This is a genomic window from Mitsuaria sp. PDC51, assembly GCF_900113225.1.
Classification (GTDB): Bacteria; Pseudomonadota; Gammaproteobacteria; order Burkholderiales; family Burkholderiaceae_C; genus Roseateles.
In genome coordinates this window covers 2,138,288-2,160,235 of record NZ_FOZE01000001.1, presented here as the reverse complement: position 1 = coordinate 2,160,235, position 21,948 = coordinate 2,138,288, and the positions used below count along the sequence as shown (strand labels likewise).

At 73.1% G+C, this 21,948-nt stretch carries 19 protein-coding genes; 9 read left to right on the top strand and 10 right to left on the bottom strand.

Annotated elements, in window-relative coordinates; genetic code table 11:
• The first annotated feature begins 56 nt into the window (after window positions 1–56).
• The 6 genes from BM393_RS09455 to BM393_RS09430 are packed head-to-tail and all read left to right on the top strand — an operon-like array spanning window position 57 to window position 4,824.
• Window positions 57–857, top strand: coding sequence for an SDR family oxidoreductase (locus BM393_RS09455; RefSeq protein WP_091724521.1), 801 nt, complete (start codon window positions 57–59; stop codon window positions 855–857).
• Window positions 854–1,528 (top strand): HAD-IIIA family hydrolase, encoded by a 675-nt coding sequence (locus BM393_RS09450; RefSeq protein ID WP_254783309.1) that lies wholly within the window; start codon window positions 854–856, stop codon window positions 1,526–1,528. The genes BM393_RS09455 and BM393_RS09450 overlap by 4 nt, the downstream gene beginning before the upstream one ends.
• A complete protein-coding gene (locus tag BM393_RS09445; protein WP_175538259.1) occupies window positions 1,525–2,016 on the top strand; it encodes an adenylyltransferase/cytidyltransferase family protein in 492 nt (163 codons plus the stop codon). The genes BM393_RS09450 and BM393_RS09445 overlap by 4 nt, the downstream gene beginning before the upstream one ends.
• A complete protein-coding gene (gene rfaE1 / locus BM393_RS09440; RefSeq protein ID WP_091724520.1) occupies window positions 2,013–2,954 on the top strand; it encodes a D-glycero-beta-D-manno-heptose-7-phosphate kinase in 942 nt (313 codons plus the stop codon). The genes BM393_RS09445 and rfaE1 overlap by 4 nt, the downstream gene beginning before the upstream one ends.
• Window positions 2,951–3,601: a D-sedoheptulose 7-phosphate isomerase gene (locus tag BM393_RS09435; protein WP_091724519.1), complete on the top strand. Its 651-nt coding sequence runs from the start codon at window positions 2,951–2,953 to the stop codon at window positions 3,599–3,601. The genes rfaE1 and BM393_RS09435 overlap by 4 nt, the downstream gene beginning before the upstream one ends.
• Complete coding sequence (locus BM393_RS09430; RefSeq protein WP_091724518.1) at window positions 3,598–4,824, top strand: hypothetical protein; 1,227 nt, start codon at window positions 3,598–3,600, stop codon at window positions 4,822–4,824. The genes BM393_RS09435 and BM393_RS09430 overlap by 4 nt, the downstream gene beginning before the upstream one ends.
• Here the strand turns inward: BM393_RS09430 and BM393_RS09425 are convergent.
• From BM393_RS09425 to BM393_RS09385, 9 genes are all read right to left on the bottom strand, one after another.
• Window positions 4,811–5,791: a UDP-glucuronic acid decarboxylase family protein gene (locus BM393_RS09425; RefSeq protein ID WP_091724517.1), complete on the bottom strand. Its 981-nt coding sequence runs from the start codon at window positions 5,789–5,791 to the stop codon at window positions 4,811–4,813. The two genes, BM393_RS09430 and BM393_RS09425, sit on opposite strands and share 14 nt — an antisense overlap.
• Window positions 5,788–6,738: a glycosyltransferase family 4 protein gene (locus tag BM393_RS09420; protein WP_091725275.1), complete on the bottom strand. Its 951-nt coding sequence runs from the start codon at window positions 6,736–6,738 to the stop codon at window positions 5,788–5,790. The genes BM393_RS09425 and BM393_RS09420 overlap by 4 nt, the downstream gene beginning before the upstream one ends.
• Entirely contained in the window at window positions 6,662–7,816 is a 1,155-nt protein-coding gene (locus tag BM393_RS09415) for a glycosyltransferase family 9 protein (RefSeq protein WP_254783307.1), read from the bottom strand. Before BM393_RS09415 ends, BM393_RS09420 begins: the two co-directional genes overlap by 77 nt.
• A gap of 145 nt (window positions 7,817–7,961) precedes the next feature.
• Window positions 7,962–8,993 carry a glycosyltransferase gene (locus tag BM393_RS09410; protein ID WP_254783414.1) on the bottom strand — a complete coding sequence of 344 codons (1,032 nt, stop codon included), beginning with the start codon at window positions 8,991–8,993 and terminating at the stop codon, window positions 7,962–7,964.
• A gap of 113 nt (window positions 8,994–9,106) precedes the next feature.
• A complete protein-coding gene (locus BM393_RS09405) occupies window positions 9,107–10,354 on the bottom strand; it encodes a glycosyltransferase family 9 protein (protein ID WP_091724514.1) in 1,248 nt (415 codons plus the stop codon).
• Window positions 10,351–11,769 carry a glycosyltransferase family 1 protein gene (locus BM393_RS09400; RefSeq protein ID WP_254783305.1) on the bottom strand — a complete coding sequence of 473 codons (1,419 nt, stop codon included), beginning with the start codon at window positions 11,767–11,769 and terminating at the stop codon, window positions 10,351–10,353. The genes BM393_RS09405 and BM393_RS09400 overlap by 4 nt, the downstream gene beginning before the upstream one ends.
• A gap of 106 nt (window positions 11,770–11,875) precedes the next feature.
• The gene (locus BM393_RS09395; RefSeq protein ID WP_175538258.1) at window positions 11,876–13,105 is read right to left on the bottom strand and encodes a glycosyltransferase family 4 protein; all 1,230 of its coding nucleotides are present in this window, start codon (window positions 13,103–13,105) and stop codon (window positions 11,876–11,878) included.
• Between the two features lie 56 nt (window positions 13,106–13,161).
• Window positions 13,162–14,118 carry an amidohydrolase family protein gene (locus tag BM393_RS09390; RefSeq protein ID WP_091724511.1) on the bottom strand — a complete coding sequence of 319 codons (957 nt, stop codon included), beginning with the start codon at window positions 14,116–14,118 and terminating at the stop codon, window positions 13,162–13,164.
• Window positions 14,119–14,130: 12 nt separating this feature from the next.
• Window positions 14,131–15,315 (bottom strand): glycosyltransferase, encoded by a 1,185-nt coding sequence (locus BM393_RS09385; RefSeq protein WP_091724510.1) that lies wholly within the window; start codon window positions 15,313–15,315, stop codon window positions 14,131–14,133.
• 302 nt (window positions 15,316–15,617) lie between these two features.
• Between BM393_RS09385 and BM393_RS09380 the strand changes: the two genes are divergently transcribed.
• Window positions 15,618–18,404: an ATP-binding cassette domain-containing protein gene (locus BM393_RS09380; protein WP_091724509.1), complete on the top strand. Its 2,787-nt coding sequence runs from the start codon at window positions 15,618–15,620 to the stop codon at window positions 18,402–18,404.
• Window positions 18,405–18,523: 119 nt separating this feature from the next.
• Entirely contained in the window at window positions 18,524–20,326 is a 1,803-nt protein-coding gene (locus BM393_RS09375) for a carbamoyltransferase C-terminal domain-containing protein (RefSeq protein WP_091724508.1), read from the top strand.
• A gap of 64 nt (window positions 20,327–20,390) precedes the next feature.
• Here BM393_RS09375 and BM393_RS25675 read toward each other — a convergent pair whose 3' ends face one another.
• Window positions 20,391–21,326: a c-type cytochrome gene (locus tag BM393_RS25675; RefSeq protein WP_175538257.1), complete on the bottom strand. Its 936-nt coding sequence runs from the start codon at window positions 21,324–21,326 to the stop codon at window positions 20,391–20,393.
• Window positions 21,327–21,431: 105 nt separating this feature from the next.
• On the opposite strand from BM393_RS25675, the gene BM393_RS25670 reads away from it, so the two are divergent.
• Window positions 21,432–21,947: a cytochrome c family protein gene (locus tag BM393_RS25670; protein WP_254783303.1), complete on the top strand. Its 516-nt coding sequence runs from the start codon at window positions 21,432–21,434 to the stop codon at window positions 21,945–21,947.
• Window position 21,948 lies beyond the last annotated feature (1 nt).

The following is a 21,948-nucleotide window of genomic DNA, read 5'->3' as shown; positions in this document are numbered from 1 at the left end:
CCTGCCCTTTCCCGTTCTCCCTGTCCGATTTCACCCACCCTCCGCCGGAGTTCCCCATGATCGACAGTCCCTCGACGGCCGCGTCCACCGCGCCGGCCACCGTCCCCTCCACCACGCCCGCCGCGGACGCCGCCAGCCTGCACGGCCAGGTCGCGCTGATCACCGGTGGCAGCCGCGGCCTGGGCGCCGCGATCGCGCAGACGCTGGGCGAAGCCGGCATGCGCGTGCTGATCGCCGACATCGACCTGGGCCGCGCCCGCGACCGCGCCGCGCTGCTGGGCGAGCGCGACATCGAGGCGGTGCCCGTCGCGCTGGACGTTTCCGACCCGCGCCAGTGCGAGGAGGTCGTGGCCAGCGCGGTGCGCGACTTCGGCCGGCTGGACGTGCTGATCAACAACGCCGCGGTGGACGTCACCGCGCCGCTGTCGGAACTGGCCGTCGAGGACTGGCAGCGCGTGCTCAACACCAACCTCTCGGGCCCGCTGCTGATGACCAAGTACGCCTCGGCGCGGATGCTGACGCAGCCGCGCGGCGGCCACATCGTCAACATCGCCTCGACCGCCTCCAAGCGCGCCTGGCCCAATGCCAGCGCGTATCACGCGACCAAGTGGGGCCTGCTGGGCCTGTCGCATGCGCTGCACGCCGAGCTGCGGGACAAGCAGGTGCGGGTCTCCGCCATCGTCGCCGGCGGCATGCGCACGCCCTTCCTGCTGGACCGTTTCCCCGGCATCGACGAGAGCAAGCTGCAGGACCCGATGAACGTCGCGCGCGCGGTGCGCTGGGTGCTGCAGCAGCCCGAGGGCACGGTGATCCCGGAACTCACCGTCCTGCCCACCCAAGAGACCTCCTGGCCGTGACCACGCCGCCCGACCCCATCAGCATGCTGCCGGTGCAGGACCTGGACCTGAGCGCGGCGCCCGGCGAGCGCCTGCCCGCCGGCGCACTGCGTCCCTGCCTGTTCATCGACAAGGACGGCACGCTGATCGAGAACGTGCCCTACAACGTCGACCCGGCGCAGCTGCGCTTCATGCCCGGCGCCGGCCAGGCGCTGGCGGCGCTCGCGTCGGCCGGGCTGGCGCTGGTGATCGTCACCAACCAGAGCGGCCTGGCGCGCGGCTACTTCACCCGCGCCCAGTTCGCGCAGTTGCAGGACGCGCTGCTGCGGCGGCTGCGCGACGAGGCCGGCGTGCGCATCGACGACGTGCTGCTCTGCCCGCACGAACCCGATGCCCAGGGCCGGCCGGCCTGCCTGTGCCGCAAGCCGGCGCCGGGCATGCTGATCACCGCCGCGCGGCGTCACGGGCTGGACCTGACGCGCTCCTGGATGGTGGGCGACACGCTGGACGACGTCGAGGCCGGCCGCCGGGCCGGCGCGCGCGGCCTGCTCTTCGACAGTGGCGGCGAGACCGTGTGGCGGCGCTCGCCGCTGCGCGAGCCCGAGGCCGTCTTCGACAACTGGGCGGCGCTGGCCGCCCATGTGCTGGACGAGGTCGCGACCGGCGCGGCACCAGCCGGGAGACCGACATGATCGACAAGTGGGACAGCTCGCTCAAGTGCGTGCCGCCGGAGCGCCTGCGAGAGATGGCCGCGCGGCTGGCGCGACCGCTGGTGTTCACCAACGGCGTCTTCGACATCCTGCACGCCGGCCATGTGCGCGGGCTGGAGGCGGCCAGCGCGCAGGGCAGCAGCCTGGTGGTCGCGCTCAACAGCGACCGCTCGGCGCGCGGCCTGGGCAAGCGCGGCGAGCGGCCGTACCACACGCTGGAGGACCGGGCACGCGTGGTCGGCGCGCTGGCCTGCGTGTCCTGGGTCACCTGGTTCGACGAGCCCACGCCGCAGGCGCTGCTCGAGGCGCTGCGGCCCGATGTCTACGTCAAGGGCGGCGACTACCGCGTCGAGGAACTGCCGGAGACGCCGCTGGTGCGCAGCTGGGGCGGCCGGGTCTCGATCGGGCCCTACCTGCGCGGCCATTCGAGCACCCAGTTGATCGAACACCTGCGGGCCCCGGCGCCATGACCGCGACCACGCTCCCCGAACTGGCGCCGCCGGAGGTGCTGATCGTCGGCGACTGCATGCTGGACGTGTACCTCGAGGGCGCGGTGCATCGCATCTCGCCCGAGGCGCCGGTGCCCATCCTGCGCCTGCATCGCCAGTCGCAGCGCGCCGGCGGCGCGGCCAACGTCGCGCTCAACCTGGCGCGGTTGCGCTGTCCCTGCACCGTCAGCGGCCTGGTGGGCACCGACACCGCCGGCGCCTGCCTGGTCGCGCTGCTGGACCAGCCCGGCATCACGCAGCGCTTCGTCCGCGGGCCGGCGATCGACACCATCCAGAAGATCCGCATGGTGAGCCAGCGGCAGCAGCTGCTGCGCATGGACGTCGAATCCGAGCCGCCCGCCGCCAGCGTTGACGAGCTCACGACGCTGGCGGGCGAGCTCGCCGCGCGCCACCGCTGGATCCTGGTGTCCGACTACGCCAAGGGCGCGCTGCGCCAGGTGCAGACGCTGATCGAGCGCTGCCAGGACCTGCCTTGCCGGGTGCTGGTCGACCCCAAGCGCAAGGACCTGGAGGCCTATCGCGGCGCCTGGCTGATCAAGCCCAACCTGGCCGAATTGCGCGAGGCCGTCGGCGACTGGCGCGACGACGACGAGCTGTGCGAGCGCCTGGCGGCGCTGCAGCGGCGACTGGACATCGACCATGTGCTGCTGACGCGCGGCGAGCACGGCATGAGCCTGTTCTCCCGCGACGGCACCTGCCTGCATGTACCGACCGAGGCCCGCGAGGTCTATGACGTCAGCGGCGCCGGCGACACCGTGCTGGCCGCGCTGACCTGCTTCCTGGCGCGCGGCGCGTCGCTGGAGGACGCGGTGCGCGCGGCCAATCGCGCGGCCGGGCTGGTGGTCGGCAAGTTCGGCACCGCCTCGGTCACGCTCGAGGAACTAGGAGTCTCCGCATGAGTGCGCTTCCCCATCCCCTGCCCCATCCGCTGCCGCGCCCGGCCCGGCGCCCCGCCACCGCGCCGCCGCGCGTCGATCCGGACGCGACCTTCCTGGAAGGCTTGCGGGCGCATCGCGCGCTGTTCGACCAGCTCGATGCGCTCGGGCCCGACATCGCCCGCGCCGCGACGCTGATGAGCGACACGCTGCGCGCCGGCCGCAAGCTGATGCTGATGGGCAATGGCGGCTCGGCCGCCGATTGCCAGCACCTGGCGGCCGAGTTCACCGGCCGCTTCAGCCGGGAACGCGCGCCGCTGGCCGCGGTGGCGCTCACCACCGACAGTTCCGCGCTGACCTGCATCGGCAACGATTACGGCTTCGAGCAGGTGTTCTCGCGGCAGGTCGCCGGACTCGGCGCGCCGGGGGACTGCGTGATCGGCATCTCGACCTCGGGCAACTCGCCCAATGTGCTGCGGGGTCTCGCGCAGGCGCGCCAGCTCGGCATGACGACGATCGGCCTGAGCGGCCGGGACGGCGGCGCGATGCGGGAGCTCTGCGACCTGTGCCTGGTCGTGCAACACAGCGACACCGCGCGCATCCAGGAGGCCCACATCTTCATCGGCCACACCTGGTGCGCGCTGGTCGAGCAGGCGCTGCTCGCGCCGTGACCGGCGGCCCGCTGACCGAGCGCCCGTTCCGCTCCTTCTGGATGGGCGGCTACGAAGGTGCCGACCACGTCAACGGCCGCGGCGACGCGCTCGACATGGTCCGCGCCACCGGCCACGACCGGCTGCTGGTGCGGGACTACCGCGAGGCGCGCCGGCTCGGCCTGCGCTGCGTGCGCGAAAGCGTGGGCTGGCGCCTGAGCGAGCGCGCGCCCGGGGCCTGGGACTTCAGCCGCGCCCAGTGCATGGCCCGGACCGCGCGGCGCGAAGGCCTGCAGGTGCTGTGGACGCTGATGCATTACGGCGTGCCGCCCGACCTGACGCTGCTGGACGATGCGCTGATCCCGCGCTTTGCCCGCTTCGCCGCGGCGGCGGCCGCCGCGATCCGCCCGCTCTGCCCAGGCCCGCGCTTCTACACGCCGATCAACGAGATCAGCTTCCTGGCCTGGGCCGCCTCGTCCTCCGACGCGATGGGACCGGCGGGCGCGCCGCGCGAAGTCGGCGCCCGCGAGGACTCGCGGATCAGCGGCTACGCGATCAAGCGCCGGTTGGTGCGGGCGGCGCTCGCCGGCATGGACGCGATCCGCGAGGTCGATCCGCAGGCGCGCTTCCTGCACATCGATCCGGTGATCCACGTCGTGCCGACGGAGGACACGCCGGACCAGCGCGCGCTGGCCGAGCAGGTGGCGTCCTACCAGTGGCAGGCCTTCGACATGCTGGCCGGCCGGCAGGATCCCGAGCTCGGCGGCCATCCGGCGGCGCTGGACTGGATTGGCCTCAACCACTATCACAGCAGCCAGTGGGAGGTGCCCAGCGAGAAGCGGCTGGCCTGGCACCTCGGCGATCCGCGGCGGCAGCCGCTGTCCGCGCTGCTGGGTCAGGTCTGGCAGCGTTACGGCCGGCCGCTGCTGGTGGCCGAGACCGGCCACATCGGACGCGGTCGCGCCGACTGGCTGCACGACATCGCGGGGGAAGCGCAGCGCGCGCTCCGCGCCGGCGTACCGCTGGGCGGCGTCTGCCTCTATCCGATGCTGGACCGGCCCGACTGGTATGAGCCGGCGCGCTGGCACCGCAGCGGGCTGTGGCATGTGCCGCGCGATGCGCGCGGCGCCGCGGTCGGGCGGCGTCTGGTGCGCCCCTATGCCCGCGCGCTGGCCGACTGGGAGCGAGGTCGACGCGGCGCGACGGCGCTGGCGACGCCCGACCCGGTGCTCAGGCCACGGTGACGCTGCGCATCCCGAGCACGCCGCGGAAGTGCTCGATCGTGCGGCGCAGCCCGTCCTCCAGCGCGACTTCCGGCTCCCAGCCGAGCAACGCCTTGGCGCGGCCGATGTCGGGACAGCGGCGCTTCGGGTCGTCCTGGGGCAGCGGCCGGAACACCAGTCGCGAGCGGCTGCCGGTCAGGCGCAGGATCATCTCGGCCAGCGCCAGCATCGTGTGCTCGCCCGGATTGCCGACGTTGATCGGCCCGAGGTGCGCGCCGTCCATCAGCAGCAGCAGCGCGCGCACCGTGTCGTCGACGTAGCAGAAGCTGCGCGTCTGCAGTCCGTCGCCGTAGATGGTGAGGTCCTCGCCCTGCAGCGCCTGGACGATGAAGTTGCTGACGACGCGCCCATCGCCGGGCCGCAGCCGCGGGCCGTAGGTGTTGAAGATGCGGGCCATCCGCACGTCGACGCCGCGCTCCTGGTGGTAGGCCATCAGCATCGCCTCGGCGCAGCGCTTGCCCTCGTCGTAGCAGGAGCGCGCCCCGTTCGGATTGACATGGCCCCAGTAGTCCTCGTGCTGCGGATGGCACTCGGGGTCGCCGTAGACCTCGCTGGTGGAGGTATGCAGCAGCCGCGCGCCCGCCTGCTGGGCCAGCTCCAGCAGGCGCCAGGCGCCCAGCACGCTGCTGAGCACGGTGTCCACCGGCGCGGTCTGGTAGTACGCGGGGCTCGCCGGGCAGGCGAGGTTGAAGATGCGGTCCGCCTGCGCCATCTCCGGCGTCGGCTCCAGGCACACGTCGCGCCGGTGGAAGGTGAAGCCCTTGTGGCCGAGCAGTTGGTCGAGGTGGCCGATGTCGCCGGTGCTCAGGTTGTCGACGGCCATCACCCGATGCCCGCGGGCGAGCAGGCGTTCGCAGAGATGGCTGCCGACGAAACCGGCCGCGCCGGTGACCAGGATCGTGCGGGGGGTGTCGATGGCGTCGTTCATGTCGTGACCTCATGGAGAAGCTGCATCCAGTCCGCGACGAAGCGGTCGATGTTGAATCGCTCCCGCGCCAGCTCGCGGCCGCGCTCGCCCCACTCGCGGGCCAGGCCCGGATCGCGCAGCAGCCGCGCCATGGTGTCGGCGAGCGCCTGCGGCCGGTTGTCGATGAAGCCGTTCTCGCCGCTGCGGATGACGGTGGCCAGCTCGGTGGTGGCCAGGCCGACGACCGGCTGGCCGATCAGCATCGCCTCGATCAACGCCAGGCCCAGGCTGGTGTAGCGGACCGGATGCAGGAAGAAGCGGTGCGAGGCCATGTGGGCCGGCAGCTCCAGTTGCGAGGCCTCGCCCCAGCCGCCTGGCAGCGCCTCGCTGCCCATGCCCACCAGCGTCAGCGGCACCCGCTCGAGCAGTTCCCGGTACAGGTCGGCGCCCAGGCGGCGGCCGCGGCGCTGCAGGTGGTTGACGACCACCAGCCCGCGCTCCAGCTCGCCACGATAGACCACCTGCGTCAGCGGCCGCACGCCGTGCTCGACCACCCGGGTCGGCGTCCGGCCCGCGTCCCACATCAGCGCGTTGAAGTGGGTGCAATGGACCAGCATCGCGCCGGGGTCCTGCACCCAGTGCAGGGTGTCGGTGGGATGCTGCTGCGGCGGGTCGTGTTCCAGGTAGACGCGCGGCAGCCGCTGCTGCGCCTCGCTGAGCCAGCGCGGGCGGTCCTCGTCCCAGCCGGCGCGGTGCTGGTACAGCACCAGGTCGAAGGGCATGGTCGCGATCTGCTCCACCGGCGCCTCATGCACGTTGTCGCCCCAGGGCAGCGCGCCGACACGGCCCACGCGGCCTGGCGAGCCCGCCGGGTCGGTCACCAGGAAGAAGTCATGCGGAACCTGCGTGAGGTTGTAGAGGTAGTTGCCGTGGACGTGCCAGGTCAGGATGCGCAGGCGACGGGGCATGGGGACCCTCCTTGGAGATCGCGACGGATGGGATGGATGGCGCGGACGAACGCAGCAGGTCTTCCAGCGCCTGCAGCACCTCGAAGACCGACAGCGCATGCGCGCAGGCATGGCCGTTCGGGCATTCGGGATAGGCGCAGGGACGGCAGGGCGCGGGCTTGGCCAGCACCCGGTGCCGGGCGCGGTCCGGCGGCGCCCAGCGCATCGGCTCGCTGCCGCAGGACACCACCACGCTGGGCACGCGCAGCGCCGCAGCCACATGCGAAACGCCGGTGTCGTTGCACACCAGCACCCGCGCATCGCGCAGCAGCGCGCCCAGGGTCCACAGCGTGGTCGCGCCGGACAGGTCGGTGACCGGCACGCCGAGCGCGGCGAGCATCGCGGCGAATTCGCCGGTCAGCGGACGTTCGGCGGCTGTGCCGGTGAGCACGATCGCCAGGCCGGCGTCGTGCAGCGCCTGGGCCACGGCCGCGAAGCGGCGCAGCGGCCAGCGCCGCGACGCCAGCTGCGCGCCCACGTGCAGGCAGGCGTAGGGCCCTGTCTGAGCGCGACCCGGCCAGGCGCGGGCGAGCGCCACGTCGTCCTCGTCGCGCAGCGGGAACTCGAGCGTGTCGTCGTCGGCCGGCAGGCCGAGGTGGCGGCACAGCGACAGCAGCCGCTGCGTCTCGTGGCCCAGCAGCGGCCAGGGCGCGAAGCGGGCCTCGTCGGCCGGCGGCACCCAGGCTGCATCGCTGCGAAAGCCTGCGTGCCAGCGCGCGCCCAGCAGGGCCAGGAAGGGATTGGTCCGCTCGCCGCTGCCGTGCAGCTGGATGGCGAGGTCCCAGTCGCTGGCGTGCATCGCGGCGAGGAAGGCGGGCAGCGCGCGCACATCGGGCTCGCGCTCCGGCAGGCCCGGCCAACCGGGAAACGGCCGCCACTCGTCGACGCAGTCCAGGCGCGACAGGTACTCGCGCGCGACCGGCAGGCCCATCAGCGCGATGTGCGCCTGCGGCCAGGCGCGCCGGATGGCCCGCAGCGCGGGCACGGCGCAGATCGTGTCGCCCAGCACCAGCGCGCGCAGGATCAGGATGCGCCGCACCTCGCCGTCGATCGACGCGGGCGCCGCAGCGGCCGACGTCGCGGACCCTCGGACGGGGCCGGTGATGGACTTCGGGCTCGCCCCCGGAAGAGGCGAACTCGCCGGAGCCGGCGTATTGGACGGAAGCGGAGGTCGCATCGCGGGCTCAGAGGAACGGCGTCCGGAAATGCCACGCGCCGCGCAGCCGCCAGTACACCGAGAGGAAGGGGATCGCGGCCGAGGTGCAGAGCATCTCCCACACATGCGGCAGCGCACGCGAGGTGGCGCGCAGGCGGCGGGCGGTCAGTCGCAGGATCAGCGCGGCCGACGCGGCCAGCAGCCCCGCCGCGATCGCGCCCTGCCCCGCCGCGGCCAGCACGATCGCCGCCGGGGTCATCGCAACGATGGCGTAGTAGTCCCACGGCGGCACGCGGCGGATGCGCGAGCGGTAGATCCCCGGATGCTTGCGGTACAGCAGCGCGTCGAAGTAGACGTTGCGCTGCTGGCGCAGCGACACGCCCCAGCGTTCGGGACGCACGGGATGCCAGACCAGCGCGTCGGCGACGCGTCCCACCGGTCCCTGCGCCTGCAGGCGGAACTGGAGGTCGGAGTCCTCGCGCCAGGCGCGCAGGAAGCGTTCGTCGAAGCCATCGATGCGCGCCAGCACCTCGCGCCGGGCAAAGGCATTCGCCGTCACGAATTCGGAGGTCTCCAGGCCGCGGGTCATCAGCTCATGGTCAGTCGGTCGCGCGTCGCGCCGGGCAGGAACGCCGTCGCGGCCGATGTCGCTGTCGATGTCGCCGTCGGTGGCGGTGCCGATGCCACCGGCGCTCGCGCTCGGCACCCTGACCTGGCCGGCCGCGGCGACCCAGTCCGGGTGTGCCTGCATCGCGGCCAGGCCGCGCGCCAGCCACGACGGATCGGGCAGCGTGTCGTCGTCGGTGAAGGCGACGAGCGGCGCCGTCGCGGCGCGCCAGCCGGCGTTGCGCGCGACCGCGGGCCCACGGCCGCTCGCGGCGCGCAGGTAGCGGATCGCCGGCGCGCCCGGCGTCGCGGCGACCCGCTCGACCTGCTCTCGGCACCGGTCCTCCTGGCCGTCGTCCACGACGATCACCTCGAAGCGATCGGCTGGCAGCGTCTGCGCCAGCAGCGCGCCCAGGCAGCGGGCCAGCAGGTCGGGACGCCGATAGGTGGGCATGACGACGCTGAGGTCGAGCGTCGCGGTTGCCGTGGGCGTCGCCAGTCCATCGGGGCTCGCGACACCGACCAACGCGTCCGCCGCGGCCGCGCCTCGCTCTGGCAGGACCGCGCTCATGCGGCCTCCCCCAGCGCCGGCTGCGGTGGCGGCACGATCGCCGCGAACCGCGCTGGCATCAAGGCGATCGCCGCGGCCGCGACCTCGCGCGGCGACACGCCGCTCAGGCAGCGGTGGTGGCCTTCGGGGCACAGGCTCTTTTGGCAGAAGCGGCACGGCACGTCGCGGAACAGCACGCGCGACGGCACCAGCCACGGCGTGTGCTGCGGATTCGTCAACGCGTACAGGTCCACGACCGGCGTGCCGACCGCGGCCGCGAGGTGGACCGGGCCGCTGTTGTTGCCGATCAGCAGGTCGGCCTCGGCGATCAACGCCGCGAGTTCACCGACGCCCGACACCCGCGGCGAGAGCACCAGGCCCCGGGCGGTCGAGGCCGGCAGGTCCGCCGCGGCCAGCGCCCGGACCGTCTCCTGGACCAGCGACTCCTCGCCCAGCCCGCCGCACACGACGATCGCGGGCGGGCCATCGCCCGGGCCGCCCGCGCCGCTCGCGCCGGTGCTCGCCGCCATCGCCTGCCGCAGCAGGCCGGCGGATTCGCCCAGGCGGTCGGCCGGATAACGCCGCGACGGCGCGCTGGCGCCCGGATGCACGACGACGAAGGGCTGGCGCGGTCCCACGCCCGCCGCGACCAGGCGCTGACGGACCGCCTCGCGGTCGCCTTCGAGCACGCGAAAGCGCAGGCGCTCATCGCGCGTGCGCAGGCCCACCGCGCCCACCAGGTCCAGTTGGCGGCGGACCTCATGGCGCATGCCGTCGCCGACCTCGTCGCGATCGGGGATCTCGTCGCTCAGCAGGCCATAGGCGCGCTCGCGGGCATGGCCCAGCACCCGGGGAATGCCGGCGAGCCGGCACATCGTCGCCGCCGGAAAGACGCTCTGCGTGCAGACGGTGAAGATGATGGCCGCGTCATAGTCCTCGTCGGCCCATTGCGCGAGGGCCTGGCGCTCCGCCCGCCCCGCCGGCAGACCGCCAGCCGCCAACGCGTCGGCGCCGGCCTTCATCCACGGCGCATGGAAGCCGACGATGCGGTCCACCTCCGGCAGATGCGGCGCCAGCGCCGCCATCGACGGCGCGGCCAGCAGCGTCAGCTGGGCTTCGGGCAGCGACTCGCGCACCGCCGCCAGCGCCGGCGTCGTCATCAGCACGTCGCCGAGGTTGTCCAGCCGGATCAGCAGGACGCGGCGCGCCTGGCGCCATCGGGCGACACGTTCGGCCTGGGCCTCGGCGGCGGCCCCCACCGTCATCCCTGGCCTCCCGAATTGGCCAGCGGCATGGCGACGACCTCAGCATGGCCCGCGTCCGTCGCGCCGACGGCGGCCAGGTGCGGCCGCGCCAGGTGCCGCACCGCCGCCCCCGCACCGGCCTGGCCGGCCGCCGCGGCCAGCAGCCGGATCGACGAGCTGCCCTGCATCGCCCGCCGCGCGGCGACCTGGGCGTAGACGCCGGCCAGCTTGAAGGCGACGCCGTCCCAGGTGAACTCGCGCTGCACGCGCTGCAGCCCCGCGCGCCCCATCAGCCGGGCGATCTCGGGATGGCGGCGCAGGTCGTCGAGCCGCAGCGCCAGCAGCTCGGGGTCCTCGGGCGGGACCAGATAACCGGTGAGCCCGTCCACGACGGTGTGCTGGATGCCGCCCACCGCCGCCCCGATCACCGGCGTGGCGCAGGCCATGGCCTCCAGCGGCGTGATGCCGAAGGGCTCGTACCACGGCGTCGTCACGAAGACATCGGCGGCCAGGTAGTAGTCGCGCAGCTGGTCGCGGTCACGCCGGCCGACGAAGGTGACGCGGTCCTCGATGCCGGCCTCGCGCGCGATGCCGCGCAGCCGTCCGATCTCCGGCGTGCGGGTCTCGTCGGGCTGCGTCGATTCACCACCGACCACCAGCAGCCGCCACGGCCGCCGCTCCGGCATGCGGTGCAGATGCGCCACCGCGCGGATCACGTTGTCCACGCCCTTGCGCGGCACCAGGCGGCCGAGCTGCAGCACGATGAACTCGTCCTCGCGCAGATGCAGCCGTCGACGGGCCTGCAGCTTGTCGCCCGGGCCGAACTCCTCCAGGTCCACGCCGCAGGGCACCTGCGCGATGCGGTCGGCGGGCGCGCCGCAGTGGGCGACCAGGTCGGCCGCATCCTGCGGGCACTCGGCGATGACGCAATCGGCCTCGCAGGCGATGCGCCGCTCCAGATCGATGCGCTCGGCCGGGAACTTGTCGGCGTCCTTCTGATGCAGGCGCCGCACCGCGCCCAGCGCGTGGAAGGTCTGCACCAGCGGGAGGTTCAGCTGGCGCTGCAGCCGCAGCCCCACGACGCCCGACATGAAGAAATTCGCATGCACCACGTCGTAGCGCAGGCTGCGGCGCATCAGCCGCAACGCCTCGCTGCCGAAGGCCCGCATGTAGGGCAGCAGCTGCTCCTTGGGCACGAACTCCGGCGGCCCGGCATCGATGTGGAGCACCCGCACGCCCGGCCGCATGTCGACGGCCGTGGGCAGCGCGCGCTGGTCGCGCCGGGTGAGCACGTCCACATGGTGGCCGCGCCGCGCCAGCGCCGCCGCCACATGGGACACGTAGACGTTCTGACCGCCAGCGTCGACGCCGCCCTGCTGGGCCAGCGGCGAGGCGTGTTCGCTGATCAGCGCGACTCTCAAGGGGGCTTCGATCATGACTGCTCCTGCTGTTCGCATTCGCTTCTGGAAAGGCAAATGACATGCCGTCCGTTTGGACGGGGTTTCGCACGGCCGCTGTCCCGACGTGGCGACAGGCTCGTGTTCATCGGGTCTTTCGGCCGCCGACAGTGCCGCCGGCCATGCGCGGCTCGCGCGCGACCGTCAGCGCCGATGGGGCGGCGGCGGCCGGCCGCGCGAGGAGGCGCATCCGCTCGGCCAGCCGCTGCAGCGCCTCATCGAGCCGGTGATGCCGCTCCATCCGCGTCCGCGCGGCCTGCCCCATGCGCTGCCGCAGCTCATGCAGCGTCAGCGTCTGGTGCATGCGGCCGGCCAGGTCTTCGTAGTCGCGCGGCGCCACCAGCCAGCCGGTGCTACCGTGCGCGACGATCTCCGGCACCCCGCCGACGCGCGTCGCCACGACCGGCAGACCGCTGGCCATGCCCTCCATCAGCGCCAGTGGCATCGCCTCGGAGTTGGAGCTGGACACCAGCAGGTCGAGGTCGTGGAAGACCGGGCGAACGTCGTCGACGCCGCCCATCACATGGATGCGCGCCCCCAGGCCCTGCGCCGCGATCGCGTCGCGCAGCTGCGTCTTCATCGGTCCCTCGCCGACCAGCACCGCATGCGCGTCCGGCAAGCGCTGCAGCAACAACGCCGCCGCGCGCACGAAGACCTCGGGCGCCTTCTCCGGCGACAGCCGGCCGACGAAGCCGGCAAGCAGCGCCTCCGGCGCGAGGCCCAGCGTCGCGCGCAGGCCGTCGCCCGGTCTCGGGCCGGGGCGGAAGGCCTCGACGTCCACGCCATTGGGTTCCAGGCTCAGGCGGCCGCGATCGACGCCGAGTCCGAGCGCGTGGTAATAGCTCTGGCGGCAGACGACGCTCAGATGGCTGCCGACCAGCCGATGGATCTCCAGGTCGGGCAGGATCACCTGCCGGCCGTGGATGGTCGTCATCGCCGGCACCCCGGCGAGCCGCGCCGCCAGCCCTGCCAGCAGGTGCGCATTGGGCAGGTGCGCATGGACCAGGTCCACCCGCTCCGCCGCGATCATCGCGGCCACCATCTGGATCGAGGACCAGGGCGGGTCCTCGGGCATCGGGACGACGCCGATCCCGCCGCCGACCGCGCGGATGCGTTCCGCGAAGTCGCCCTCCGACGGGCACAGCACGGTGAAGCGGAAGTCGCCGGTGCCGCCCAGCCCGGCCACCAGCCGCTCCACGCAGCGTTCCATGCCGCCGACGATGCCGTTGCCGACGACCTCCAGCACATGCAGGGGCGCGGGGGTGGCCGGCGACGGCGGCACCGGGCGCACGGGACTGTCCGAGGGAAGGTCCATGGTGACGAAGCGAAGTGGAGGAAGAGAAGGAGCGGCGCTCAGGGTCGGCGACGGCCTCAGCAGCACACCGGCCGCCACGGGCGCGGCGCGTAGTCGCCACCGCCACCACCGCCGCCGCCCGTTCCTGCCAGCAGGCCCGCGTGCGGACGGTCCGAGTTGGAGCCGGCGTGGGTGCTGGCGTGGGCGCCGGCGTGGGTCCCGGCCGTGGCCGGCAGTCCGAGCCATGCGGCGGCGGTGCCGCTCCACATGCGCTCTCGCGTGTCGGCGCCCAGGTCCAGCTCGTCCATGAGATCGACCACCCACTGCTTGCGCTCGCGCACATGCGCGCCGGAACAAGGCAGGAAGCAGTCGCTGCCGAACTGCAGCGAGCCGGCGCCCAGCACGTCCAGCATCCGCGTCAGCACCTCGCGCCGGTACGGCGGCGGCGGCCCGAAGGAGATGTCCAGCCGGAACTGCGCGCGCTCATGCGGCACGCCGTGGATGCGGTCGATCAGGGCGACGGCCAGCGCCTCGTCGGTCCAGGGCCAGCCCATATGGGCCAGCGCGACCCGGGTGCGGGGGTGGTCGCGCAGGGCCTCGAAATAGGTCGGCCGGCAGAAGCGGCCGGAGCGGCCGTCGATGAAGATCCCGCTGTGGAAGAGCAGCGGCAGCGCATGCTCGTTGGCGACCGCGAAGACCGGCTGCACCCGTTCCTCGTAGGGGTACCAGCCGGTCGGCACCATCTTGCAGCCCCGCAGCCCGAGGTCCTCGATCGCATGCCGCAGGTCGTCGGGTGCGTCGGGATGACGGGGATCCACCACCGCGAAACCGACGAGGCGATCGGGATGGTGGCGCACCAGCCGGGCCAGGTGCTCGTTGGCGCGACGCAGCGAGGCCGCGTCGTCCAGCGAGTAGCCGTCCCCGAGGAAGGGCGCGAGCAGCACGCCGACGTCGATGCCGGCTTCGTCCAGCGTGCGCAGCACGTCGTCGGTCGTTTCCCGGCCGGTGCAGTGAAGATGCGCGTCGATGATCATGGCGGGCGTCCCTCAGGCCGCGCGCAGCGAGGCGCCGATGACAGGCGCGCCGGGGGCCACCGGGCGCAGGACCGCCGCCAGCCAGTCGCGCGCGCGCCCCGCGGCGGCGTCCCACGACGCCGCCGCGACCACGGCCGCCGCGCTGCCATGCCAGTACTCGCGCGACGCGATGTCCTCCTGCAGCAGCTCCTCGCAGGCCGCGACGAACTCCGGCGCGTCGTGCCCGATGCGGACCACGTCGCCGTACAGGCCGACCACGTCGCGGATCGGCGTGCTCACGACCGGCTTGCCGCCGGCCAGGTACTCCAGCGTCTTGGTCGGACTGATGAAGCGGGTGGACTCGTTCAGCGCGAACGGCATCAGGCAGACATCCCAGCCGGCGAGCAGGTGCGGCAGCAGCTCGTAGCGCTGCATGCCCAGCCAGTGGAGGTTGGGCCGACGCGGCAGGTCGGCCTCGGAAATCTTCACCACCGGCCCGACCATGGCCAGTTGCCAGTCCGGTCGGGCCGCCGCGATCGCATCGACCAGCGCGAGGTCCATGCGCTCGTCGATCACGCCGAAGAAGCCCAGGCGCGGCCGCGGAATGTGGCCTTGCACCGCCTCGGCGCGCAGCGCCAGCGGGTCGTCCGGCGCGGTGCGCGGCGGCGCGAAATGGGCCGCGTCGACGGCGCTGGGCAGGCAGTGCAGCTCGGGATGCTGGCCATGCCGTGCCGCGTACAGCGCCGGGCCGCCACACAGCACCAGGTCGGCCGAGGCCATCAGCGCGCTCTCGCGCTGCCGCAGCTGCGCCGGCGCGTGCTTGAACGCGGACAGCTCGTCCATGCAGTCGTACACCAGCGCGCGAGGCTGCATGCCGGCGATCAAAGGCAGGGCCATCGGCGTGTACATCCAGACGGCGTAGTCGCGCACCTCCCGCTGGGCCAGTTCGCGTTCGATCAGCGGCAGCAGCAGCGGCAGCTGCGCATCGTCGAAGCCGGGGGCCGCCACCGGCGTGACCGGCACCAGCACCTCGATCGCGCCGCCGGGTCCGACGCGACGCGACTCCACGCGCGGCGGTCCCGCCGGGTCGTGCTGCGGCTCCTCGATGAAGATGACGCGGTAGTCGTTCGCGAGCCGCGTCATCAGATGCTGCGGGCGTTGGAACACGAAGTCCCAGCGCAGATGCGAGAACACGAGGAGGTGGGGCTGCTGTGGCATGGAGGGTCTCTGCGGATGGTCGTGAGCAACGCTTCGGCAAGCCCGCGTCCCGAGACGTTTCCGTACAGCGTTGGTCACGTCGAAGCGCTGCTGGAGTCGCTGCTTCGTGGGACCGTCGCTCGCTTGCGTGCGACAGCGCACAGCGCTTCGCATCGCACTTGCCAACGCTGCTTTTGCCGAAGCGCTTGCCGTCTGCGATGCGGACGGAATTGCCGATGGACACGGGGATCGCGGCGATGCCGTACCGCTAGCTTCTGCGTGGCCGCGAGATCCCGGGCATCCCGCTTGCGAAGAGGTCGCCGATGGACGCCACTTCCGCTCCCGCCGCCTCCGCCGCTCCGGCGGCGCAACTCCCCGCCCCTTCGCCGACGCGCCAGGTCTTCCTCGGACTGGCGCGCGCGCTGTGGCGCTGGCGCGGCCGCACGCTGCTCGCGCTGTCGCTGCTGATCCTCTCCAAGCTCGCGGCGGTGGGCGTGCCGGCGATGCTCAAGGCCATCGTCGACCACCTCACGCCGGCGCAGCCGGCCGCGGCCGGCGCCTCGGCCGGCGCCGCGCTCGCGGTCGGACTCAGCGTGCCGGTCTGGCTGCTGCTGGGATACGCGCTGCTGCGCTACGCGAGCACGCTGTTCACCGAGCTGCGCGACCTGGCCTTCGCGCGCGTGGGCAAGCAGGTGGTCAGCAGCTTCTCGGAACGGGCCTTCGCCCACCTGCTGGCGATGAGCCCGCGCTTCCATGCGCAGCGCAACACCGGGTCGCTGGTGCGCGAGGTCGAGCGCGGCACCGATGGCCTGGGCTACCTGCTGGGCGCGGGCGTGTTCACCGTGGTGCCGACGGCGGTCGAGTTCGGCGCGGTGCTGGTGATCATCCTCAGCGGCTACGGCGCCAAGTTCGTGCTGATCATCGCGGGCAGCATGGCGGCGTACAGCGTCTGGACCGGCTGGATGACGCGCGCCCGCGTCGCGCGCCAGCGCGTGATGAACGAGTACGACTCGCGCGCGCACGGCCTGCTGGTCGACACGCTGCTGAACTATGAAGCGGTGAAAACCCATGGCCGCGAGGACAGCGAGCGGGACCGCTACGGCAGCGTGCTGGCGCAGTGGGTCGAGGGCAGCGTCGGCAGCCAGCGGACGCTGTCGGCCCTGCACCTGGGCCAGGCGGCGATCATCGCGGTCGGGGTCGGCGCCGTGATGCTGCTCGCCGGCATCGACACCGTCGCGGGGCGGATGAGCATCGGCGACCTGGTCATGGTCAACGCCTACCTGATCCAGGTCTTCCTGCCGCTGAACACGCTGGGCTTCGTGTTCCGGGAAACGCGCGACGCGCTGCTCAACACCGAGGTGCTGTTCGCGCTGCTGGGACGAGAACCCGACATCGTCGACGCCCCCGGCGCGCGGCCACTGCCGCCCGGCGACACGACGCTGCGCTTCGACGACGTGCGCTTCGGCTACGACCGCCAGCGGCAGATCCTCAAGGGCCTGACGCTGGAGGTGCCGCACGGCCAGACCTTCGCGGTGGTGGGCAGCAGCGGGTCGGGCAAGTCCACGTTGGCGCGCCTCTTGATGCGGATGTACGACCCGGACAGCGGCGAGGTCAGCATCGGCGGCCATCCGCTCACCGGGCTGACGCAGCAGAGCCTGCGGCAGGCGATCGGCGTGGTGCCGCAGGACCCGGTGCTGTTCAACGACACCATCGCCTACAACATCGGCTACGGCCGGCCCGAGGCCGATCACGCCGCGATCGTCGCGGCGGCGCGGGCCGCGCAGGCCGACGAGTTCATCAGCCTGCTGCCCGAGGGCTACGAGACCCGCGTCGGCGAACGGGGCGCGCGGCTGTCCGGCGGCGAGAAGCAGCGCATCGCCATCGCGCGCGCGTTCCTGAAGAATCCGCCCATCGTCGTGCTCGACGAAGCGACCTCGGCGCTGGACACCAAGGCCGAGCGCGCGATCCAGGGCGCACTGGACGAGGTCGCGCGCGACCGCACCTCGCTGATCATCGCCCACCGCCTGTCGACGGTGGTCGACGCGGACCAGATCATCGTGATGGACCGCGGCGAGATCGTCGAGCGCGGCCGCCATGAGGAGCTGCTCGAACGCCGCGGGCTCTATGCGCAGCTCTGGGAGCTGCAGCGCCAGCAGCAGCAGGCCGAAACACTGGAGCGGCGCATCGCGCAGCACCCGGTCAACGTGGCCGGCCTGCTGGTGCTGAGCCTGGACGGCCTGCGCGACACGGTGGCCGACGCCGACATCGATGTCTTCACCGATGTCGATCTGAACGTCGCCAGCGTCCATGGCGACGCCAGCCGCATCGCGCGCATCGTGCAGCTGATGTGCCTGCTGGCGCTGCGCGGCGCCACCCGCGGCCGCATGGAAGGCCGGCTGCGGCGCGTGGACCGGAGCAGCCAGTTGACGGTCGGCTTCCACGGCCGCCTCGATCCGGGCGTCGGCCCGCCGGACACGCTGGAGCTGCGCTCGCTGGTCGGCGAGGCTGGCGGTCACCTGGCGATCGATCGAGACGTGGAGGCCGGCTTCCAGCAGTACGTCGTCGACTTCCCGCTGCCGGCGCTGGCCGAGGCTCGCCTGTCCGAGGACGAGCTGCGCGCCGCGCCGCCCGCGCTGGCGCAGGCCGCGCTCGACCGCGAGGAGACGGCGCTGGAGACGGTGTTCGGCCTGGACGAGCATCCCCTGGCCGGCCTGAACGTGATGTGCGTGGACGACGACGAGGACGCGCTCGATTCGCTGGGCGCGCTGCTGGAGCACGACGGCGCGCGGACCGAGCGCCTGACCACCGGCCACGAGGCGCTGCGACGCCTGGCCGAGCGCCCGCCCGACGCGTGGCCGCATGTCCTGGTCTGCGACATCGCGCTCGGGCCGGAAGACGGCCATGCGGTGGTGCGCGCGCTGCGCGACCTGGAGGCGCGGCGCGAGGTGCCGCTGGGCCGGCGCCTGCCGGCCATCGCGCTCACCGGCATGGCGCAGCCCGAGGACCGGCTGCGCGCACTGGTCGCCGGCTTCCAGCGCCACCTGGCCAAGCCGGTCGTGCCCGAGGAACTGGTGCGGACGCTGCATGACCTCGCGAGAGTGCCCGCCTGAGCGCGGCCCTCTTCAGCTGGTCGCCACCCTCTTCGCCCTCTTCGCCCTCTTCGCCCGCCCCACCGGCCGCATCGATTCCGCCCCTTCATCCCTTCGCCCTCAACCCTCACGGAGCTTCCATGACTGCGACTTCCCCCCGACGCCTGCTGACGCTGGGCATCAATGCGAGCTTCCACGACTCGGCCGCGGCCCTGATGGTCGACGGCGAAGTGATCGCGGCGGCCGAAGAGGAACGCTTCACGCGGGTGAAGCACGGCAAGCGGCCGGTGCCCTTCACGGCCTGGGAGCTGCCTTATCACGCGATCGACTTCTGCCTGAAGGAGGCCGGCGCGACGCTCGGCGATCTGGCGCATGTGGCCTACAGCTTCGATCCGCGGCGCTTCCTCGGCGACCGCGCGCCGGACGGCCGGTTCACCCTGCCGCTGCAGCCATCGGACTTCGAGGCCGGGCCCTGGGAGAACCCGTGGGACCCGCTGTTCGCCGCCTATGTGATGAGCGCGCCGCGGCTGCTGACCGACGCGGTGCCGCATCACCTGCGCAAGCGCTTCGCGGGGGTGCGGCATGCCGATGCGCCCTACCGCTGGCATTTCGTACCGCATCACCTGTGCCACCAGGCCAGCGCCTTCCTCGCCGCGCCGTTCTCGAGCTGCGCGGTGATGACCCTGGACGGCCGCGGCGAGCAGGCCAGCACATGCTATGGCCGCTACCGCGACCACCGCTACGAGGCGCTGGGCGAGGTCCATGTGCCGCATTCGCTGGGGCTGCTGTACGAGCGGGTGACCTCGCACCTGGGCTTCCTGCATTCGAGCGACGAGTACAAGGTCATGGCCATGGCCGCGCTGGGCACGCCGCGGTATGCGGACCTGCTGCGCGAGCACCTGGTGGTGGACGCCGACGGCCAGTACCGCACGCTGCCGCTGGACCTGACGGCGCGTTTCGGCCCGGCGCGGGTGCCGGGATCGGCGATGGGCGAGGCCTACCTCGACCTGGCGGCCTCGCTGCAGGACGTGCTGGAGGAGACGGCGCTGCGGCTGGCGGTCTGGCTGCGCGAGCGCACCGGCGAGGACCGGCTGGCGATGGCGGGCGGCGTGGCCCTGAACTGCGTCATGAACTCGCGGCTGCGCGACGCGGGCATCTTCCGCGAGGTCTGGGTGCAGCCGGCCGCCGGCGACGCCGGCACCGCGCTGGGCGCGGCGCTGTGGGTGGACGCGCTCGCGCGCTCCGGCCAGGCGGACCGCGGGACGGACACGTCGACCGACGGCACCGTCCTGCTGGCCGAGCGCCGCTGGCAGATGGACCATGCCTACCTCGGCCCGGCCTATTCGGACGAGGAGATCGAGGCGCTGCTGCAGTGGGCGCAGCTGCGTTATCGCAAGGCCGAGAACGTGGCGGCCGAGACCGCCGCGCTGCTGGCCGGGAACAAGATCATCGGCTGGTTCCAGGGCCGGATGGAGTTCGGGCCGCGCGCGCTGGGGGCGCGCTCGCTGCTGGCCTCGCCGGTCGATCCGGCGATGCAGGCGCGGCTCAACGAGCTCAAGGACCGGGAGGACTTCCGGCCGGTGGCGCCCGCGGTCAATCGCGAGGACCTGGCCGACTGGTTCGAGCCGGCCGACGCCAACGGCGGCGAGTCGCCGTTCATGCTCTTCGTCTACAACGTCAAGCCCGGACGCGGTGAGCGCATCCCGTCGGCCTTGCACACCGACCGGACCGCGCGCGTGCAGACGGTGGACGCCGCCACCAACCCGGTCTTCCACGATCTGCTCCAGGCCGTGGGCGAGCGCACCGGCGTGCCGGTGCTGGTGAACACCTCGTTCAACGTGCGCGGCGAGCCGATCGTGGGCACGCCCAAGGCGGCGCTCGAGGCCTTCTTCAGCACCCCGCTGGATGCGCTGGTGATCGGGTCCTTCATCCTGGAGAAGTGACGCTCGGCAGCGAGAGCCGGCAACGAGGGCGGGCAACCGAGGCCGGCGGCGAGAGCCGCGCGCGTCAGTGGGCCAGCAGGTAGCGCGCCATCAGCCGCGCCTGCGTCTCGCTGATGCCCAGCGTGGGCATGGCGGTGTGGGCGTCGATCGCCTGGGGATCGCGGATCCACGCGGCCAGGCCGTCCTCGGTCGGAAAGGCCTTGCCGCCGATGCGGTCCCGGCCCGCCAGGCCGCTGAGCCGCGGCCCGTTCGAGGTGTCCGGACCAACGACGCCGGGAATCGCATGGCAGGCGGTGCAGCCGTGCTGACGGAACGCTCGCTGGGCGAGTTCGGCGTTGGAGAGCGCCGGCGTCAGCGGCGCCGGCGCCTCGACCAGCGCCCCGCAGCGCCGCGTGGACGCAGGGGCCAGGGCGGCGCCGAGGGCGGGGGCGGCCGCGACGCCGCTGCGCGAGGCGTCGCCCTGCCCTGTTCCGACCAAGGCCCGGTACTGGTCCGGCGTCATCAGCGGCAGCGCGTCGAGGAAGGCGACCACCGACCAGAGCTCGCCGTCGTCGAGGCGGTACTCCCAGGCCGGCATGCCGCTCATCTTGATGCCGTTGCGGGTGATCCAGTACAGGTCCTGGCGGCGCCAGTGCCGGGTGGCTTCGATCAGCGAGCTGGGCACCGGCTGCATGCCCAGCGCGAAGGGTTCCGGCGCGACGCCGGGCGCGCCGTGGCAGGTGACGCAGTGCTCGCGGAAGCAGGCGGCCCCCTGCATCACGCGCTCGCGGGTCAGCAGGTCGGGCGGCGGCGGGTGCGCCTCCGCCCGCCGCTGCACCGCCCGCTTGAGCGCGAATTCCAGCAAGGAATGCACCGGCTGCAGATGCGGCCCCGTCGCCGATACGTCGTAAATGCCGAGCCCGACGAAGGCGGCGGCGCCGGCCAGAGCGAGCGCCGCCGCCACGGCCAGGGCCGACCCGGCGGCTTTCGCGGGGGAGAGACGGCGCGGCGGATCGCTCATGGCGGCAGCGAGGCAAGCGCGATGCCGGACCCCTGCCCGGGCAGGCACTTCGTGTGCCGGGGAGCGCGCATGCAGCGCCCTTGCCCTCCTTCCCCCGCCCTGTCCGTGAGCGCGTGTGACGGCGCACCGCTGTCCGTGCCGGTCGTCGCCCACGGGTCCGAGCCGGACGTGGCGTGCCGGCTCCGGCCGCTCGCCGGGCGCCAAGCCGGGCTTCGCATCGGCTGCGCGTTCGCCCGGCTCGCCGCCCGCCTGTCCGCCCCCGCGTCGGCGGTCCTGCTGGTGCTTGGATTGACCGGCTGCGGCCCCGCCCCGGACGAGCCGCTGCGACGCTGGCAGGTCGACACGGCGGACCTGGCGCGCGGGCGCACGCTGATGGCGCATTACCAGTGCGGCAGCTGCCATGCCGTGCCGGGCGTGCCCGGCGGCGCGCAGCGCGCGCCGGAGCTGGCGCGCTTCGGCCGGCGCAGCTACATCGCCGGGCAGCTGCCCAACACGCCGGAAACCCTGCAGCGCTGGCTGCTGGACCCGCCCGGGATGCTGCCGGGCACGACGATGCCGCGGCTCGGCCTGTCCGAGCGCGACGCGCGCGACATCGCCGGCTACCTGCTGTCGCTGCAATGAG

What these genes read in the sequence shown, in the direction of transcription:
- BM393_RS09410 (WP_254783414.1), bottom strand. Translation starts at nt 8,993, where the DNA reads ATGCCCACCTATCGGCGTCCCGACCTGCTGGCCCGCTGCCTGGGCGCG.
- BM393_RS09400 (WP_254783305.1), bottom strand. Translation starts at nt 11,769, where the DNA reads ATGATCGAAGCCCCCTTGAGAGTCGCGCTGATCAGCGAACACGCCTCG.
- BM393_RS09395 (WP_175538258.1), bottom strand. Translation starts at nt 13,105, where the DNA reads ATGGACCTTCCCTCGGACAGTCCCGTGCGCCCGGTGCCGCCGTCGCCG.
- BM393_RS09435 (WP_091724519.1), top strand. Translation starts at nt 2,951, where the DNA reads ATGAGTGCGCTTCCCCATCCCCTGCCCCATCCGCTGCCGCGCCCGGCC.
- BM393_RS09390 (WP_091724511.1), bottom strand. Translation starts at nt 14,118, where the DNA reads ATGATCATCGACGCGCATCTTCACTGCACCGGCCGGGAAACGACCGAC.
- BM393_RS09420 (WP_091725275.1), bottom strand. Translation starts at nt 6,738, where the DNA reads ATGCCCCGTCGCCTGCGCATCCTGACCTGGCACGTCCACGGCAACTAC.
- BM393_RS25675 (WP_175538257.1), bottom strand. Translation starts at nt 21,326, where the DNA reads ATGAGCGATCCGCCGCGCCGTCTCTCCCCCGCGAAAGCCGCCGGGTCG.
- rfaE1 (WP_091724520.1), top strand. Translation starts at nt 2,013, where the DNA reads ATGACCGCGACCACGCTCCCCGAACTGGCGCCGCCGGAGGTGCTGATC.
- BM393_RS09455 (WP_091724521.1), top strand. Translation starts at nt 57, where the DNA reads ATGATCGACAGTCCCTCGACGGCCGCGTCCACCGCGCCGGCCACCGTC.
- BM393_RS09385 (WP_091724510.1), bottom strand. Translation starts at nt 15,315, where the DNA reads ATGCCACAGCAGCCCCACCTCCTCGTGTTCTCGCATCTGCGCTGGGAC.
- BM393_RS09375 (WP_091724508.1), top strand. Translation starts at nt 18,524, where the DNA reads ATGACTGCGACTTCCCCCCGACGCCTGCTGACGCTGGGCATCAATGCG.
- BM393_RS09380 (WP_091724509.1), top strand. Translation starts at nt 15,618, where the DNA reads ATGGACGCCACTTCCGCTCCCGCCGCCTCCGCCGCTCCGGCGGCGCAA.
- BM393_RS09405 (WP_091724514.1), bottom strand. Translation starts at nt 10,354, where the DNA reads ATGACGGTGGGGGCCGCCGCCGAGGCCCAGGCCGAACGTGTCGCCCGA.
- BM393_RS09425 (WP_091724517.1), bottom strand. Translation starts at nt 5,791, where the DNA reads ATGAACGACGCCATCGACACCCCCCGCACGATCCTGGTCACCGGCGCG.
- BM393_RS09445 (WP_175538259.1), top strand. Translation starts at nt 1,525, where the DNA reads ATGATCGACAAGTGGGACAGCTCGCTCAAGTGCGTGCCGCCGGAGCGC.